Consider the following 17,334-nt stretch of genomic DNA (forward strand, 5'->3'; position numbering starts at 1 on the left):
TTAATGACTCGTACTATTAAAAGAACTTTTGCCATACTTTCTCTGGCAATTTTCGGCAGTGTGTTACTTTATAATTGTGAACCGGATCCGGATTCTTTGGGAGAACAATTATTTTTAGATGGGGCAGCTCAGGGAAATGAAAAGGCTTATGAAGTAATTGCTTTCAATATTGATAATAAAGATACAATCAAAAGTGATGCTACTCAATTAGGGTCAGCTGTTCTAGGTGCTTTTCAAGAAGGGCAATTTGGAATGCAGAAAGCATCTTATGTTACACAGTTAAGATTATCTACTTATAATCCAGATTTTGGAACTAACGCTAAGGTAGATTCAGTGGTTTTGGTTATTAAACCAACTTATGCATCAGATTCGCTTACAACAACTACAGACGAAAATTATGTCTATCCGGATGGTAATGTACCTGCGAAAAAAGAAGTAAAAACATATCCTATTAATAAATATGGTAAAGCTAAAGCAACATTTCATATCAATGTAAATGAAGTTACCGATTTCCTAGGAGCAGCGACTGACAGTGTTAAATCAAATGCTAATTTTGCTTACAATGCAACTGTATTAGGAACAAAAGAATTTAAAGGGACAATTAATACAGTCGCTATAACTAAAGATTCTGATAATAGTTCATTATTTACTACTACAACACCAGGTATAAGAATTTCATTGAACAAAGATCTGTTCCAGGAAAAAATTATTGATAAGAAGGGTAAGCCTGAACTCGCTGATGCTTCCAACTTTATCAGACATTTTAAAGGACTTAGGATTTCAGTTCAGGAAAATGACGGATATTTATTCCAGTTTTCTCCCAATGATATGGAGCTGATCATGTATTATAAAAATGATAAAGTAGAAAATGGAACTAATACCCGACCACAATCAACATATGCATTTGCTTTAGGAGCGGGTAATTCTCATATTGGACAATATGAGTATGATAGAACGGGTTCTGGAGCATCTACAGGAGTGATAGGAAATAGAGTGACTGGAGATAAAAAATTGTATGCACAGGGAATGGGTGGCCCATCTATTGGAATTAAGATTCCAAAAGAGACTGTTGATAGTCTTAAAACTTTATATCAACAAAATAAAGCTGCTATTATAAGTGCTAAAATCAGAATATATACGGACAAGGCAACATGGAATAACAGCTATAAAAAACCGACTGCATTAACCTTTTTGCAGAAAGATAGAAATAAGGATAAACCTTTAATTACAACTACTGGTTTTACTAGTGATGTACTAACTCTTGCAGGCTCTCCTAATTATACAATTTATAAAACCTTTGATTTAGATAAGAATCCTGATCCTGGTTATTATGATTTTATTGTTACGAAATCAGTAAAAGATTTAGTAGAAGGAAAAGTAGATAATTATGCATCAAACAATACCTATAAATATTATAGAATTGATATTGGAGCGTTCTTATCCAATTCAGATAATACAGGGTTAGCAGGAGCTAGATTTACATCAAGATCTTATGCTAGGGAAAGAGCCGTTTTTGTAGGATCTGATAAGACAAATGCTCAAAGAGCGAGGTTAAAAGTTACTTACGCGACAAAATAAACTTAAAACATACACCAAATAAAATAAATTATGTGCGGAATAGTTGGATATACAGGCTTTCAGGATGCCTATGATGTAGTTATTAATGGTCTTAGAAGACTAGAATACAGGGGATACGACAGTGCGGGAATTGTTTTGGAAAATGCAAACAATTCATTTGAAGTTGAAAAAACAAAAGGAAAGGTAGACGATCTTGTTAATATTTCAGCTCAATTAAAAGGTACTGCGAAAATTGGGATGGGACACACACGTTGGGCAACTCATGGGGTTCCAAGTGATAGAAACTCTCACCCGCATTTATCTAATAATAATAAAATTGCAATCATTCATAATGGAATCATTGAAAACTATGATACCATTAAAAAAATGCTTGCTGATAAAGGATTTACTTTCAAGTCTGAAACAGATACTGAAGTTTTAGTGAATCTTATCCAGTATTTTATGGATATAAATGTAGCAACAGATTTTCCAACTGCGGTAAGATATGCACTTAATGAGGTATACGGAGCTTATGCTATTACTGTAATGCACGAGGATTATCCTGGCGTCTTGGTAGTAGGAAGATTAGGTTCTCCTTTAGCAATTGGTATTGGAGATAAAGAATATTTTATTGCATCTGATGCCTCGCCTTTTGTAGAGTTTACAAAAGAAGCAATCTATCTTGAAGAAGGACATATGGCTACAATTTCTTTGGAAGGAGGAGTGGATATCAGAACAATCAATGAAAACTCAAGAATAGAGCCGGAAATCCAGCAGTTGAAATTAAGCCTGGAGCAGATCGAGAAAGGTGGATATGAACACTTCATGCTTAAAGAGATTTTTGAGCAACCGAAATCGATCCACGATACAATGAGAGGTAGATTACTTGTGGATGAAGGAATCATCAAGATGGCGGGAATCTGGGATCATGTTGAGAAATTCAAAAATGCCAACAGAATTATCATCATAGCTTGTGGTACTTCATGGCATGCAGGTTTAATTGGTGAATATCTTATAGAAGAATATGCAAGAATCCCTGTTGAAGTGGAATATGCATCAGAATTCAGATACAGAAACCCGATTATTACAGATAAAGATGTTGTAATTGCGATTTCCCAATCGGGAGAAACTGCCGATACAATGGCGGCTTTAAAACTGGCAAAAGAAAAAGGAGCATTTATATATGGTATATGTAATGTAGTGGATTCATCTATTGCAAGAATTACGGATGCCGGTTCTTATACACATGCCGGACCAGAGATCGGAGTAGCTTCTACAAAGGCGTTTACTGCCCAGCTTACGATCCTTACACTTATTGCATTCAAGCTAGGAAAGCATAATGGAAACCTTGGTAATGCTGAATTCATGAGTCTCATTTCAGAGCTTGATGCAATTCCTAAGAAAATTGAAGAAGTTTTGAGTTCAACACATGAATTGACTCAGAGTATTGCTAAAGATTTCGTAGGGGTTCATAACTTCTTGTATTTAGGTAGAGGCTATAATTATCCAGCGGCTTTAGAGGGAGCTCTTAAATTGAAAGAAATCTCTTATATCCATGCAGAAGGGTATCCTGCAGCGGAGATGAAGCACGGACCTATTGCTTTGATCGATGAGAATATGCCAATCGTTATTATTGCGCCTAAAAAAGGACACTATGATAAGATCGTAAGTAATGTTCAGGAAATTAAAGCAAGAAAAGGAAAGGTGATTGCTGTTGTTAATAAAGGGGATCAGCAGGTAAGCGAAATGGCAGACTACGTTATCGAAATTCCTGAAACTTCAGAATGCTTCTCTCCAATAGTTGCATCTGTGCCTTTACAGCTGCTTGCTTACTATATTGCAGTATATAGAGGAGCCAATGTAGATCAGCCCAGAAACCTTGCTAAGTCGGTAACTGTAGAATAAAAATACTAGGAAATAAAATAAATTTAGATTTCTCGCGTTATTTCAAAAAAAATCTTAAAAGTTTCTTAAAAAAATTATATATTTACGGCTTAATTATAAAAATTAACATGAAAAGGATATTTCTTTTATTATTGTCTGCGTCGGTAGCGTCGGTATCTTGTTCAGGTGGTGGTAGCTCTTCTGTAGGGAAGCCAGGAACAAAAGGAGAGTTGATACCAAGAGAAAAAACTAAATCATTTGTTGCTGAAAGACCATACGGTATGGTTGCAATTCCTGCAGGATCTTTTATCGCAGGTTTAGCTGATCAGGATATCACTCATACTCCTGAGAAATCAGCACTGAAAACAGTAACTGTGTCCTCATTCTTTATGGATGAAGCAGAAACTACTAATGCAGAATACAGAGTATTCATTAACTACGTAAGAGACTCTATTGCCAGAACTCTACTTGCTGAAGCTGCCGGAGAAGGTGGTGAAGGTGGAGGAAGAGGTGCCAGCATCGGAGATTATGCATACCTTGCTAAGAAAGAAGAAAACCTAACTCCGTATCAGGAATATTTAGAAGGACAAGGAGGAAGAGAAGATGGAGGATATGATGCAAGTAAAAGACTGGATTGGAAAATCCCATTGCATTGGAATACTTCAAAATATCCTGATGTAGAATATGCGGAAGTTCTTGAGTCTTTATATTTACCAGCTTCTGCCAGAATTGGTAATGAAAGAATCCTTGATGTTAGTAAATTAAAATATAATTACCAGTGGGGAGATATGGATGCTGCTCTTGCTGACAATGAAAGAGGGGTAAACTACCTTAAAAGCAAAAGTATAGCAATCTATCCGGACACAACTGTTTGGGTAAAAGATTTCCACTTCGCCTATAACGAGCCATTATTTGAACAATATTTTTGGCATAAAGCTTATAAAGATTATCCTGTTGTTGGGGTAACCTGGGATCAGGCAAGAGCATATTGTAATTTCAGATCTAAATTGAAAACGGATTACAATGAAAGCTTAAAAAGAAAAAAACAGAGACCATTACAATTCCGTTTACCTACAGAGATCGAATGGGAATATGCTGCAAGAGGAGGTATGCAGAATGCTACTTATCCTTGGGGAGGTCCATATTTGATGGATGACAGAGGATGCTACCTGGCTAACTTTAAGCCTAAGCGTGGTAATTACATGGAAGACGATAAAAAAGGTACTTATACATATACAGCTCCAGTAAAGAAATTTAAGAAAAATGGATTTGGGTTATTTGATATGGCTGGAAACGTTTCTGAATGGACAGAATCTTCTTACAACAATTCTTCATACGGATTTTCTTCAACTCTAAACCCTTCTACTAAAGATAAATCAGATTCTAAGAAATCTGTAAGAGGAGGTTCTTGGAAAGATATAGGCGCAATGCTTATGACTGGTGCAAGAGATTGGGAAAGAAAAGATTCTGCAAGAAGTTATATTGGATTCAGAACTGTACAGGATATTCCTGAAGCTGCTGTTAAGCCAAGAAGGGTTAACAGATAATCAGATACATAATTATTTTTCAATACAATTTATTTTTAATCATTAAAAAAAACTAACTTATATGTTTAAGACTAAAGATGCTTGGATGAATTTCTTTTATTCATTCGGTGCTGCAATTGTAATCCTTGGAGCTTGGCTTAAGATTACTCACATTAACTTGGGACCAATCAGTGGTAACGTTGCTCTTACAGTAGGACTTATTACTGAAGCAATCATCTTCATTATTTTCGCTTTCGACCCTCCAAAATCAGAAGAGTCTTATGCCTGGGAAAATGTTTATCCTGAATTGTTAGATAAACATGCTAACCCGAACCCTTTACATTCTAATGTTTCTTCAAGAAATAATGCAGCTGCTCAATTTGCAGAATTAGAGAACTCTCTTTCTACAAAATTGGATAAAATGTTACAGGATGCTAAATTAGATGTTCAATTGTTTGAAAGATTAAGAACAGGAATTGATAAATTTTCAAATTCAGTGGATCAGATCAATCAGACGGTAGATGTTTCTGCTTCTACTCACAAATATAATGATCAGTTAAACATTGCCGCTCAGCATATGGAAAGCATGAACGCTTTATACGCGATGCAGTTGGAGAATGGTAAAAGACAATCTGAATTTGCCAATAAATATGTGGCAGATATGCAGAAGTCTGCTGAGCATTCAGAAAAATTCAACCAGGAGTTACAAGGTTTAACATCAAACTTAAATAATTTAAACAGAGTTTATGGTGGTATGTTAACTGCTATGAAGTCTTAATTTCCAAACCATTTCTAAATTTAATTTTTAATCCAAACAAAGAAAAAGAATGGCACAAGGAAAACAGACTCCACGTCAGAAGATGATCAACCTAATGTATTTGGTGTTCATCGCTATGATGGCCCTAAATATTGATGCGGAAATCATCAGATCTTATTATGATTCGACTAAAGCTCTTAATGAAACAAGAACTTTAACAGAAAGAAAGAATGAGAAAATTTTTGAAAAAACTCTAGAATTAAAGGCACAGCAAGTGCCGGATACTTATGCTACTCCATGGGAACAGTATAAGGTTTTAAAAGCTAAAATTAATGCCTTAGTAGAAAGTGCTGAAACAATTAAAACTAAATTAAAAACTGAATCAGAATTCTCTGATAAAGTGGATGTAAGTGAGAATTTTGCAGCTCTTAATAATAACGAAGCAACTACGCATTATTTTTTTGCTGACGGAGATGAAAATAGCCCTTCTAAAGGAGCATTGGAATTGAAGTCCAAAATTGATGAAGTAAGAAATTATATTGTAGCAACTTTCGGAAAAAACAATCAGTTAAATGATTTGATTGAAAGAGCCAATAAATCTTTAATTGCTGAATACCCTAAAGGAAAATCTCCAAACGAGAAAACATGGTTTCAGAATAAGTTTTATCATCAGCCTTTAATTGCAGCAATTTCTAACCTGGAAATTATCCAGAATGATGCGAGAAACGTACAGTCTGATGCATTGGCCTTATTACTTCAAGAGAAAGTAGATGCTAGTATTAAATTCAGCAGCTATGAGCCAATTGTTGCAGGACCTGTTGATATTCAGGCTGGAAAACAGGCTGAAGTAAAAGTAATGTTAGGTACTTATTCTAATAGCAATAAGATTAGCATTACGGGAGTAAATAAAGTAGAAAATGGAAAAGGAACAATTTCTATTTCAGGAAATGGTATTGGAGAGCATAAACTAAACGGTACTATTACTTTAACAGATGCTTCCGGTAAACCTCAAAGTTTCCCTTGGACGCATACATATAATGTAATTGCAGGACCAAGAGAAGTAAAACTTGAAAAAGGATTATTACTTTCTCCGGATAAGATGAATGTGTTGTACAGAGGATTAGAAAACCCGGTATCTGGTTCTATCCTGGGTGCTGACAATTCTAAATTATCATTATCTGCTCCTGGTGCTGTAGTAAAAGGTAATGGTCCTGGAAAATGGAATATTATTCCTTCTACGGGTAATACTGTGAAATTAACATTATCTGGAACTGATCCTTATGGTAAAACGGTATCTCAGGTATTTGAATACAGAATTAAGAATGTTCCGGCTCCTCAAGGTCAGATGAGAGGTCAGACAGTATTGAATATTCCTGCTACTTCGATTCCAAATCAGATGGTACAGGCAGCAATACCAGATTTCGATTTCCCTGTTTCATTCACTGTTAATCAATTTATGGTGAAAGTACCTGGTAGAGCAGCATTGCTGATCAAAGGTAATAGTCTTGAAGAGGCTGCCGGATTGGTTAAAAATGTAAGAGCGGGTGATGTAGTGTATGTTTTTGATATTAAAGCGACTGCTACAGGATTAGGAAATCAAACATTGAAGAATATCTCTCCTGTTGTAATCAATGTTCAGTAATTTTAATAAGTTAAAATAATATTATGAAAAAATATATAAGCGCTTTTTTAGTAGTAGTTTCGGGAGTTGCTTTTTCCCAGACTATTCTGAATGCTTCTTCTCCTGAAGAGTTCAGACAAATGAGAGCTGAAAACAAGCAGAAAGTTGGAGATACTATTGTTGATAAAACGGTAAAACCTTTGGAATACGGTTTTGTTGAGGACAAAGATATCTTAAAAAGTATGTTTGTTTGGGAGATTATTGACATGAATGATAAGATTAATCAGCCATTATACTATGATAATCCTGATGGTCTTCTTGCTACTCAAACAAGATCTTTATATCAATTATTGCTGGATGCTGCAATAACAGGTAAAATCCAGGAAGTTTATGATGATGAGAATTTTGTAACTAAATTAACTCCTGAAGGAATTCAGAAAAGATTGGAAAGTGTAAGAGTTTCTGACGCTGCTATTGATATCCTAAACTCTGGAAGACAGCTTACAGAACAGGAGAAAAAAGAGTATACCGATATTTTTAAAACGACGACTGATAAAGTTAAAGTATTAAAAATTATGGGTATGTGGTTTATCGATAGAAGAGATGGGCAGATGAAATACAGACCACTGGGTATTGCAGCAATGGGACCAGATCCTGCTGTACAAGGTAGAACAGGACCAGACGGACAGCCTTTGGCCGGAGCTAATGAGCTTATTGACCTGTTTTGGATTTATTACCCAAGTGCAAGAGAGATATTAGCGAATAACTTCGTGTATAATAGAAAAAACTCTTCTGCTGATCTTTCTTTCGATGATATCATCAATGCTAGAAGATTCTCTTCAATTATCTATAAATCTTCAAGTGGTTTAGGAGATGGTGTAATCAAAGATTATATTCCTAGAAATGCGGACGAGCAGATAGAAGAAAGCGACAGAATTAAAGCACAGATTCTTGACATGGAAAATGATATGTGGAATTATTAATATTTCACTTGATATTTATACAAAACCTGAGTATTTTTACTCAGGTTTTTTTATTATGAAAAATGTAGACTATATTATTGTAGGGGATGGATATGCCGGGCTTTTTTTTGCCCATCAGTTAATACAGAATAATAAATCATTTATTATTTTTTCCGAGAAAAAGAAAAGTGCTTCACAGGTCTCTGCAGGGATTATTAATCCTGTGGTATTAAAGAAATTTACAACGTTCTGGTTAGCTCAGGAACAAATAAATACTCTGAAAAGAACCCTTTTAGAAATTGAATCATATACAGGGAGAAACTATTTGATTGATAAACCTATTCATCGGGTTTTCCATGATGAGAATGAACAAAAGCTTTGGGTTAAGAAGTCTGATCATTTAGAATTACAAAACTTTTTGAATAAGGAGTTTCAAAGTTTGGAAGGAATTAATAATCCTTTTAGTACGGGAATCGTTAATCAATCTGCGAGATTGGATGTCAGTAATTTTTTTAACGATTTTTTCAATTATTTTGAGGACAAAGGAAATCTTATCAATGAGAAGTTTGATTATGATAGTTTAGATGTGTCTGAATCCGAATATAAAGGAATTCGTTTTAAGAATATTGTTTTTTGTGAAGGAATGGGGGTAATGAAAAACCCGTACTTTTCAGACATTGCTGTAATTCCAAACAAAGGGCATCATATTAGGGTCAAATTATCAGAAAAAATTTCAACTGTCGATACCATAAAGAAGAAACATTTTTTATTTCCCATTGATAATGGACTTTATTTTTATGGTGGCACATACGATCGTGAGCAATTGCATCACGAAATTGATGATTCTGCGGTAGACCAGCTGTTAAGAGGGTTATCTGAAGTATATCCTTACGATTTTAAGATACAGGAAGTTAATTTTGGTTTCAGGCCAACTGTGAAGGATAGGAGACCTATTATTGGGAGTCATAGTGAATATTCCAATATGTATGTTTTCAACGGATTGGGGGCGAGGGGAATATTAAACGGATGTTATTTTTCCGGAAGTTTGTATCAGCTTATAGAGAAAGGAATTCCTTTACCTGATGAAGTTGCCCTTAAAAGGTTTACATAATATGTGTGTGTTTTCATTACCTAAGGAAAAAATTAGTATATTCAGGATATGTGAATTCTATAAAAATGAATGAAAATATTCTTGGTATTGTGGCAGGTGTGCTCACTTCTGTATCGATGGTTCCTCAGCTGATAAAAGTTCTTAAAGAAAAGAATGTTGAAGATATTTCATGGATCATGCTTCTGGTTCTTATTTCCGGTTTGTCTTTATGGGTGTGGTATGGATTACTGAAAGATGAACTTCCCATTATTTTATCCAATGCATTTGCTGTCGTGCTGAATGTGGTACTTTTAATCTGTTATATGATTTATAAAAAAAAATAAAAGGCACTTTCTCATGAAAGTGCCTTCTTATCTGTATACATTTTTATTTATTCTTGTAGGGCAAATTTTGCCAAGGGTGCCATTTTAGCTTTATTAAGACTCAGGATTTTGCCACTTACAGAATAATTATCTGCTGCCAATAAAGCCTTGGTAAAACGTTGCTCTATTTCCAGATCATCACAAGCCATCATGGTAGAAATCCCCTGATTGAACTTGATACGCATAATGTCCTGTTTGATTTCAAAAGTACCTCCCAGACCATTACATCCAGCGTTTCCTTCGTACCGCATGTCAGTCATATTCAATTTGAAATAAGGATTATTTTTCGGGTTTTTTAGCTGTATAGGCTGACCGTTAATTTCAATCAGTTTCCAAGTTTTTCCGGTAATATCATTACTGTTCTTATCGGCTGTTTTTGCAGTACAGCATATCGCCAGGATAAGTACAGAAAGTATTAAGACATAGTTGTGTAGTTTTTTCATGGGTGTTGTTTTTAATTAAAGCATCTAATTTTTAGTTTGACAAAACTAATATGATGCCATTTTGCTGGCAGTGGCCCCTTTCTTTTCCTGTTTGTGGTGGAACAAGACCATGTCAACATTTCTTTTTAGAAAAGTTATATTTCCTCTGATATTAGAATACTGATACTCTGGATTGGATGCAGTATAATCTGGCAGATCTTTGTTCTTTTTAAGTTCGTAAGATTTACCATCAAGGTGAATAACAGCCGTATTATCTGTATTATTGATTGCGACTTCTATTTTATCTCCATAATTGTCTGTAAAAACTTCTTTGGTAATATCATCTGTTTCTACAGGTTGAGAGGCGATAACTTCGGGTTCTTCTTTGGCTGAGCTTTTACATGCTGCTACGGAAACTACAGCGAGAACAAGGATAATAATGTGAACTATTTTTTTCATAAGTATTTGTGATTAGGTGTTTCATTGGTTACTTGTTTGTGAACTGTAAAATTACAAAATATTTACGGTGTATTTGTTAATTTTTAATAAATTAATTAAATATTCATATCAATAGTATGGAATGCATCTTTGTTTCGGAAATGGTTATTTTTATTTTTTTTAACGATTGTTTCTGTTTTACGGAATTATTTGTATCGGCAATCTACACTGTATTTCCCATTAGAAATGATGAAAAAACCTGTTGTAATCTCAGGTATCTGGATGCTGGGAATCGAAAGAAAATAAATCAATTCCGATGATTGATATTTGTGAGTGAGTTAAATTTTGTTAATCTGTATAAAAATATTCAAATCTAAGCTTACCTTTGCCACTTCAAAATGAGAAACTATATTGTGTATTTTTTGACGAGTCTATTTCTGCTTTTCATAGTGGAAAGTAAAATCAATGTCAAAACATTACATAACCATCTACCTGTTTCTCATCATTTACCTAAAAAAGCCAATCGTTTAAATCAGACCTACGATAAATTATCGATCCAGCAAATGCCGGATGGTGTTGATAATTCTTCTTTAGAGCTTACAGAAGAAGATTTTCAATGGTCGGATAGTGTTCAGGATGCTATTCTTTTTGTAGGCGTTTTCGGTTTGGTGTATTTCTTCGGACTATTTAATTATAAAAAATTAAAAGCTCGTATTCAAGGATTTGTTTCCAATTATTCCTCTGTAAAAAAGTTTATTCTGATCCGATCTATCAGAATTTAAAATTCATTTTTCAATGTATGATTCTGCTCTGATTACAGAGTGGAGCAGTATGCGTTGTGCTTGTTGGTAGTGGGCATAGCGTTCTCTCTCAATTACCATTTCTATTCTATTAAAACATTAACGATTTATATAATTTCAAAATTATGAAAAGAGCTGCCTCGGGCATTGCGCTAAGCACCCTCTTGTTATTTGTTGGCTGTCACAACAAAAAAGAAGAAAAAGAAGAAGTAACAACCTTTCCGGTTACGTCTCCGGTAAAAATGGACACTGTAATCAACAAAGAATATGTTACGCAGATCCAATCTGTAAAAAATATCGAAGTCCGTGCACAGGAGAAAGGATTTCTTGAAAAGATCTATGTGGACGAAGGTCAGTTTGTTCACGCAGGACAGACTTTATTCCGTATTATGCCTCAATTGTATCAGGCTGAATTAATGAAATCCAAAGCTGAAGTGGAACAGGCCAATATTGAATTAAAAAATGCAAGTACATTAGCCAGTAATAATATTGTTTCAAAGAACGAACGGGCAATGGCAAAAGCTAAGCTTGATGCTGCTAATGCAGAAATGAGACTTGCCCAGATTCATTTATCATTCACCGATATAAAAGCTCCGTTCTCAGGTATTATTAACAGGATTCCATTGAAACTCGGAAGTCTTGTCGATGAAGGAGATCTGTTGACCAGTTTGTCTGATAATACCAATGTTTACACTTATTTTAATGTATCAGAACCCGAATATCTTAATTATCAGACTCATGCCGCAGATAGAGGAAGCAAAGAAGTAACTCTGATTATGGCAAATGGAGATGCGCTTCCTCAAAAAGGAGAGATCCAGACTATAGAAGGGGAATTTGATAATGAAACGGGTAATATAGCCTTCCGGGCAAAGTTTCCTAATCCTGATAAACTTTTGAGAAATGGAGAAACAGGAAAGGTAAGAATGACCTTACCGCTCAGAAATGCTTTAATTATTCCACAAAAGGCTACTTATGAAATTCAGGATCAGAAATACGTATTTGTCGTTGGAAAAAATGGTGTATTAAAATCCCGGAATATAAAAGTGGCTTATGAATTACCTGATCTATATGTTGTGGCTTCAGGCCTGGCAGCAGGAGAGCAGTTTCTTCTAGAAGGCGTTCAGAAAGTGAAGGACGACCAAAAAGTAAAAGTGAAATTCCAGGATCCGCGAAAAGTAATTCAATCATTGAAATTAAAAGCAGAGTAGTGTACTCATAAAATGAAGCTGTATGTTTAAGAAATTCATTCGCAGACCTGTTCTGTCTATCGTAATCTCATTGATTATTGTGTTTATGGGAGTTTTATCACTTGTTAAGCTGCCCATAACACAGTTCCCGTCCATTTCTCCACCTAAAGTAAATATTACTGCGGAATATCCGGGAGCAAACAATGAACTGTTAATTAAATCTGTAGTTATTCCACTGGAAAGAGGACTCAATGGTGTTCCGGGGATGAAGTATATGACTTCTGACGCTGGAAACGACGGAGAAGCCTCCATTCAGGTTGTATTTGATTTGGGAACTGATCCGAACGTTGCAGCAGTAAACGTTCAGAACCGGGTATCTTCAGTGGTTAACAAACTTCCTCCATTGGTTGTCCGAGAGGGGGTGAAGATCACCCGTGAAGAGCCTAACATGTTGATGTATATCAACCTCTATAGTGATGATCCAAAAGCTGACCAGAAGTTTCTGTTTAACTATGCGGACATCAATGTAATGTCTGAATTGAGAAGGGTAAGTGGCGTTGGTTTCGCTGATATCCTGGGAACCCGGGAATATGCGATGCGTGTCTGGCTAAAACCGGACAGATTAACGGCCTACAATATTTCAGCAGACGAAGTAATGGAAGCTTTGAATGAGCAGAGTTTAGAGGCTTCACCGGGGAAAACCGGAGAAAGTTCGGGAAAACGTTCTCAATCATTTGAATATATTCTAAAATATCCCGGTCGTTTTAATAGTGAAAAAGACTATGGAAATATTATCCTTAAGGCAAAGTCAGCCGGGGAGTTTGTAAGACTAAAAGATGTAGCCGATATTGAATTCGGAAGTTCAATGTATGATATTTATTCAACATTGAATGGTAAACCTTCCGCGGCAATTACAGTGAAGCAATCTTACGGATCCAACGCAAGTGATGTTATTAAGAATGTGAAAAACCTGATGGCTGATCTTCAGAAAACTTCTTTCCCTAAAGGAATGCATTATGACATCAGTTATGACGTATCCAGGTTCCTGGATGCTTCGATCGAAAAAGTGGTTCATACCTTATTTGAAGCTTTTATCCTTGTGGCGATTGTGGTGTTTCTTTTCCTTGGTGATTGGCGTTCAACATTGATTCCCGCCTTAGCGGTTCCGGTGTCATTGGTAGGAACATTTGCCGTAATGTCTGCATTTGGGATCACATTGAATATGATTTCACTTTTTGCGCTTGTAATGGCGATCGGTGTAGTTGTGGATGATGCCATTGTGGTTATTGAAGCCGTCCACGCCAAAATGGAAGAAAAAAATCTTTCACCATTAAAAGCAACGGAAGAGGCGATGCATGAGATCAGTGGAGCGATTATAGCAATCACTTTGGTAATGGCGTCTGTATTTATTCCTATTGCATTCATGTCAGGACCTGTAGGTGTTTTCTATCGTCAGTTCTCTATTACGATGGCTTCTGCAATTATACTTTCAGGGGTTGTGGCATTGACACTGACTCCGGCTTTATGTGCTTTAATTTTAAAGAATAATCACGGAAAGGCAAAAAGAAGAACTCCGATTACAATATTCCTGGATAAATTTAATGGGTTATTTACTAAAGGAGCCGGGAAATATGAAAAGTTACTGAATAAGACCGTAACGAAAAAGATGTTTACGCTTCCTTTGTTGTTAGCTTTTTGTTTATGTACATTCTTTTTAAGCAATTCACTTCCATCAGGGTTTATTCCTAGTGAAGACCAGGGGATGATCTATGCTATTATTCAGACTCCTCCGGGATCTACTTTGGAAAGAACAAATCAGATAGCAAAAGAACTTTTAAGAGAATCGGAAGATATTGATGGAGTACAGTCTGTTTCTTCCCTTGCTGGTTATGAAATTCTAACAGAAGGAACGGGATCTAACTCCGGAACCTGTCTTATCAACCTCAAAAGCTGGGAAGATCGTAAGGAATCTGCCGCAGAAATCATTGAGAAACTAGAAGAAAAAGCCAAAAATATTCCGGGTGCCAATATTGAGTTTTTCCAACCGCCTTCTATTCCGGGATATGGTGCTGCCGGAGGTTTTGAGCTTCGTCTCTTAGATAAAGCGGGTAGCGGGGATTACCATAAAATGGAGCAAGTAAGTAATGACTTCGTTAAAGAGTTGAAAAAACGTCCTGAACTTGGATCAGCGTTTACCTTTTATTCGGCAAGTTTCCCGCAATATATGTTGAGAGTTGATAATGACCTGGCGGAGCAAAAAGGAGTGACTATTGCCAATGCAATGGATAATTTATCAACATTGATTGGTTCGAACTATGAAACCAGTTTTATTCGTTTTGACAGACCTTATAAGGTAATCGTTCAGGCAGGGCCGCAATATCGTGCATTACCAACTGATTTATTGAAGCTATATGTTAAAAACGATAAGGAGCAAATGGTTCCATATTCAGATTTCATGAGGCTTGAAAAAGTATATGGATTATCTGAGATTACAAGACATAATATGTATAATTCCTCAGAGGTAAGTGGAACCCCAGCACCGGGATACAGTAGTGGACAGGCAATCAAAGCCATTCAGGAGGTTGCAGATAAGACTCTACCGAGAGGATTTGGAATCGACTGGGCGGGTATCTCCAAAGATGAAGTAAGCCGTGGAAATGAAGCCATATTTATTTTCCTTGTATGTCTTGGATTTGTATATCTTATTCTTTCTGCACAATATGAAAGTTTCATTCTTCCTTTGCCGGTAATTCTTTCTCTTCCTACAGGGATATTTGGAGCATTTTTATGTCTGAAACTTTTAGGGTTGGAAAATAACATCTATGCTCAGGTGGCAATGGTAATGCTTATTGGTCTCTTGGGGAAAAATGCCGTATTGATTGTGGAATTTGCCGTACAGAAAAAGGCAGAAGAAGGAATTTCTGTAGTGAAAGCTGCTATCGAAGGAGCAACAATCCGTTTCCGTCCTATCCTGATGACCTCATTTGCGTTTATTGCTGGATTGATTCCGCTGGTAATGGCAACGGGACCGGGAGCAGTCGGAAACAGAACAATCGGAACTGCAGCAGCAGGAGGAATGCTGATAGGGACCATTTTTGGATTAATGATCATTCCTGGATTATACTATATTTTCGGAACAATCGCTGAAAAGTCCAGGCTGGCAAGATATGAGGAAGAAAATCCTTTAACAGAACAAACTGAACCTTATGAACATGATGGAAAATTTGAAGACTAAATCAATACTTACAGCCATAGCATTATCCCTTGTTTTATCAAGTTGTAAAGCACCTATGGCGACTGTTATAAAAGACGAGGTAAAAGAAAATGTACCTCAGAACTTTGGAGAAAATGATCAGCAGGATGCTAATACCAACAGTGGGACAACTCCATGGAGACAGTTTTTTACTGACCCAAATCTTGTAGTGCTGATTGAAACCGCCCTGAAAAATAATCAGGAGCTGATGATTACCTTACAGGAAATTGAAATCGCAAAAAGCGGAGTTCTTTACAAGAAAGGTAAATTGAGTCCTACAGTAGAGGCAAAACTGGGAGCAGGGTTGAAAAAATCCGGACGTTATACCAGTGAAGGAGCAGGAGATGCAACTACGGAGATTGAACCCGGAAGAGAAATGCCTGATCCACTGGGTAATTTTGAAGGAGGATTAATGGCAAACTGGGAGATTGATATCTGGAAAAAACTTAGAACAGAAAAAGAATCTTCTGTAGCCCATTATCTGTCTACAGTTGAAGGAAAGAATTTTGTTCTTTCCAGCCTTATTGAAGAAGTGGCGGACAATTATTATGAATTGCTTTCACTTGACAACCAGTTGGATATTATTCAGCAGTACATCAAGCTGCAGGATAAGGCGTTGGAGATTTCTAAAATCCAGAAGGAGGCTGCTGCGGCAACAGAACTGGCTGTAAAGAAATTTGAAGCAGAATTGGCTAAGTCCAAGGCAACGGAATATACAATCCGTCAGCAGATCACTGAAAAGGAAAATGAGATTAATGCTCTTTTAGGAAGATTTCCACAGCCGATTGTGAGAACTAAGGAAAGCTTTATGTCTACAATTCCTCAGACCGTTTACACCGGTATTCCATCGCAATTATTAGCCAATCGTCCAGATATCAAACAGGCTGAATTGGAATTAAAATCTGCAAAACTGGATGTGGAAGTTGCGCGAAAAGAATTTTATCCTTCCCTTGAGATCTCTGCAGCGCTTGGACTGGAAGCTTTCAAACCTTCTTATCTGGTAAAAATGCCCGAGTCTATCGCTTATAATCTGGTAGGAGAAGTAGCAGGGCCTCTGATTAATAAAACTGCGATTAAGGCTAATTTCCAGACTGCTGATGCAAAACAGATACAAGCATTGTACGAATATGATAAAACAATTCTCAATGCATATCTGGATGTTGCTAATCTGATGTCGAAAGTTAAGAATATTGATCAGTATTATAAGCTGAAGTCTGAGGAAACCCATGCATTAGACCAATCTATTGATATTGCCAATCAATTGTTCAGAAATTCAAGAGCAGACTATCTTGAAGTATTATTAAATCAAAGAGATGCTTTAGATGCCAAAATGGAATTGGTAGAAGCAAAAGAAAAACAGCTGAGTACAGTTGTTGATATTTATAAGAGCTTAGGCGGAGGCTGGAAGTGATTATAAATCTTTAATGTTTTTTTAATAGAAGGGGGTTGTCGTC

14 protein-coding genes are annotated in these 17,334 nt (G+C 36.2%); 12 read left to right on the forward strand and 2 right to left on the reverse strand.

All coding sequences use genetic code 11. The features are described from left to right. Positions 1-3: 3 nt before the first annotated feature. The 8 genes from PFY10_17545 (at position 4) to PFY10_17580 (ending at position 9,741) form a co-directional block, all read left to right on the forward strand. A complete protein-coding gene (locus tag PFY10_17545; protein ID WBV56006.1) occupies positions 4-1,578 on the forward strand; it encodes a DUF4270 family protein in 1,575 nt (524 codons plus the stop codon). Between the two features lie 30 nt (positions 1,579-1,608). Further along, positions 1,609-3,462, forward strand: a complete 1,854-nt coding sequence (gene glmS, locus PFY10_17550) for a glutamine--fructose-6-phosphate transaminase (isomerizing) (GenBank protein ID WBV56007.1) — start codon at positions 1,609-1,611, stop codon at positions 3,460-3,462. Between the two features lie 107 nt (positions 3,463-3,569). Beyond that, the gene (gene gldK / locus PFY10_17555; protein ID WBV56008.1) at positions 3,570-4,988 is read left to right on the forward strand and encodes a gliding motility lipoprotein GldK; all 1,419 of its coding nucleotides are present in this window, start codon (positions 3,570-3,572) and stop codon (positions 4,986-4,988) included. A 61-nt stretch (positions 4,989-5,049) separates the two neighbouring features. Beyond that, positions 5,050-5,745 carry a gliding motility protein GldL gene (gldL, locus tag PFY10_17560; protein WBV56009.1) on the forward strand — a complete coding sequence of 232 codons (696 nt, stop codon included), beginning with the start codon at positions 5,050-5,052 and terminating at the stop codon, positions 5,743-5,745. Positions 5,746-5,794: 49 nt separating this feature from the next. Continuing rightward, complete coding sequence (locus tag PFY10_17565; protein ID WBV56010.1) at positions 5,795-7,366, forward strand: GldM family protein; 1,572 nt, start codon at positions 5,795-5,797, stop codon at positions 7,364-7,366. A 23-nt stretch (positions 7,367-7,389) separates the two neighbouring features. Continuing rightward, a complete protein-coding gene (gldN, locus tag PFY10_17570) occupies positions 7,390-8,328 on the forward strand; it encodes a gliding motility protein GldN (protein ID WBV56011.1) in 939 nt (312 codons plus the stop codon). A 55-nt stretch (positions 8,329-8,383) separates the two neighbouring features. Further along, positions 8,384-9,418, forward strand: a complete 1,035-nt coding sequence (locus PFY10_17575; protein WBV56012.1) for an FAD-dependent oxidoreductase — start codon at positions 8,384-8,386, stop codon at positions 9,416-9,418. Positions 9,419-9,483: 65 nt separating this feature from the next. Next, the gene (locus PFY10_17580) at positions 9,484-9,741 is read left to right on the forward strand and encodes a SemiSWEET transporter (GenBank protein WBV56013.1); all 258 of its coding nucleotides are present in this window, start codon (positions 9,484-9,486) and stop codon (positions 9,739-9,741) included. Between the two features lie 47 nt (positions 9,742-9,788). Here the strand turns inward: PFY10_17580 and PFY10_17585 are convergent, their stop codons facing one another. Beyond that, positions 9,789-10,223: an META domain-containing protein gene (locus PFY10_17585; GenBank protein ID WBV56014.1), complete on the reverse strand. Its 435-nt coding sequence runs from the start codon at positions 10,221-10,223 to the stop codon at positions 9,789-9,791. 45 nt (positions 10,224-10,268) lie between these two features. Further along, positions 10,269-10,661 (reverse strand): hypothetical protein, encoded by a 393-nt coding sequence (locus PFY10_17590; protein ID WBV56015.1) that lies wholly within the window; start codon positions 10,659-10,661, stop codon positions 10,269-10,271. A 377-nt stretch (positions 10,662-11,038) separates the two neighbouring features. On the opposite strand from PFY10_17590, the gene PFY10_17595 reads away from it, so the two are divergent. From PFY10_17595 to PFY10_17610, 4 genes are all read left to right on the forward strand, one after another. Further along, positions 11,039-11,422, forward strand: coding sequence for a hypothetical protein (locus tag PFY10_17595; GenBank protein ID WBV56016.1), 384 nt, complete (start codon positions 11,039-11,041; stop codon positions 11,420-11,422). A gap of 143 nt (positions 11,423-11,565) precedes the next feature. Continuing rightward, positions 11,566-12,648 (forward strand): efflux RND transporter periplasmic adaptor subunit, encoded by a 1,083-nt coding sequence (locus tag PFY10_17600; GenBank protein ID WBV56017.1) that lies wholly within the window; start codon positions 11,566-11,568, stop codon positions 12,646-12,648. A gap of 22 nt (positions 12,649-12,670) precedes the next feature. Beyond that, positions 12,671-15,862: an efflux RND transporter permease subunit gene (locus PFY10_17605; GenBank protein ID WBV56018.1), complete on the forward strand. Its 3,192-nt coding sequence runs from the start codon at positions 12,671-12,673 to the stop codon at positions 15,860-15,862. Next, on the forward strand, positions 15,834-17,291 hold the full coding sequence (locus tag PFY10_17610; GenBank protein ID WBV56019.1) for a TolC family protein: 1,458 nt from the start codon (positions 15,834-15,836) through the stop codon (positions 17,289-17,291). The genes PFY10_17605 and PFY10_17610 overlap by 29 nt, the downstream gene beginning before the upstream one ends. Positions 17,292-17,334 lie beyond the last annotated feature (43 nt).

This window comes from Chryseobacterium daecheongense, from assembly GCA_027920525.1.
Classification (GTDB): domain Bacteria; phylum Bacteroidota; class Bacteroidia; order Flavobacteriales; family Weeksellaceae; genus Chryseobacterium; species Chryseobacterium proteolyticum.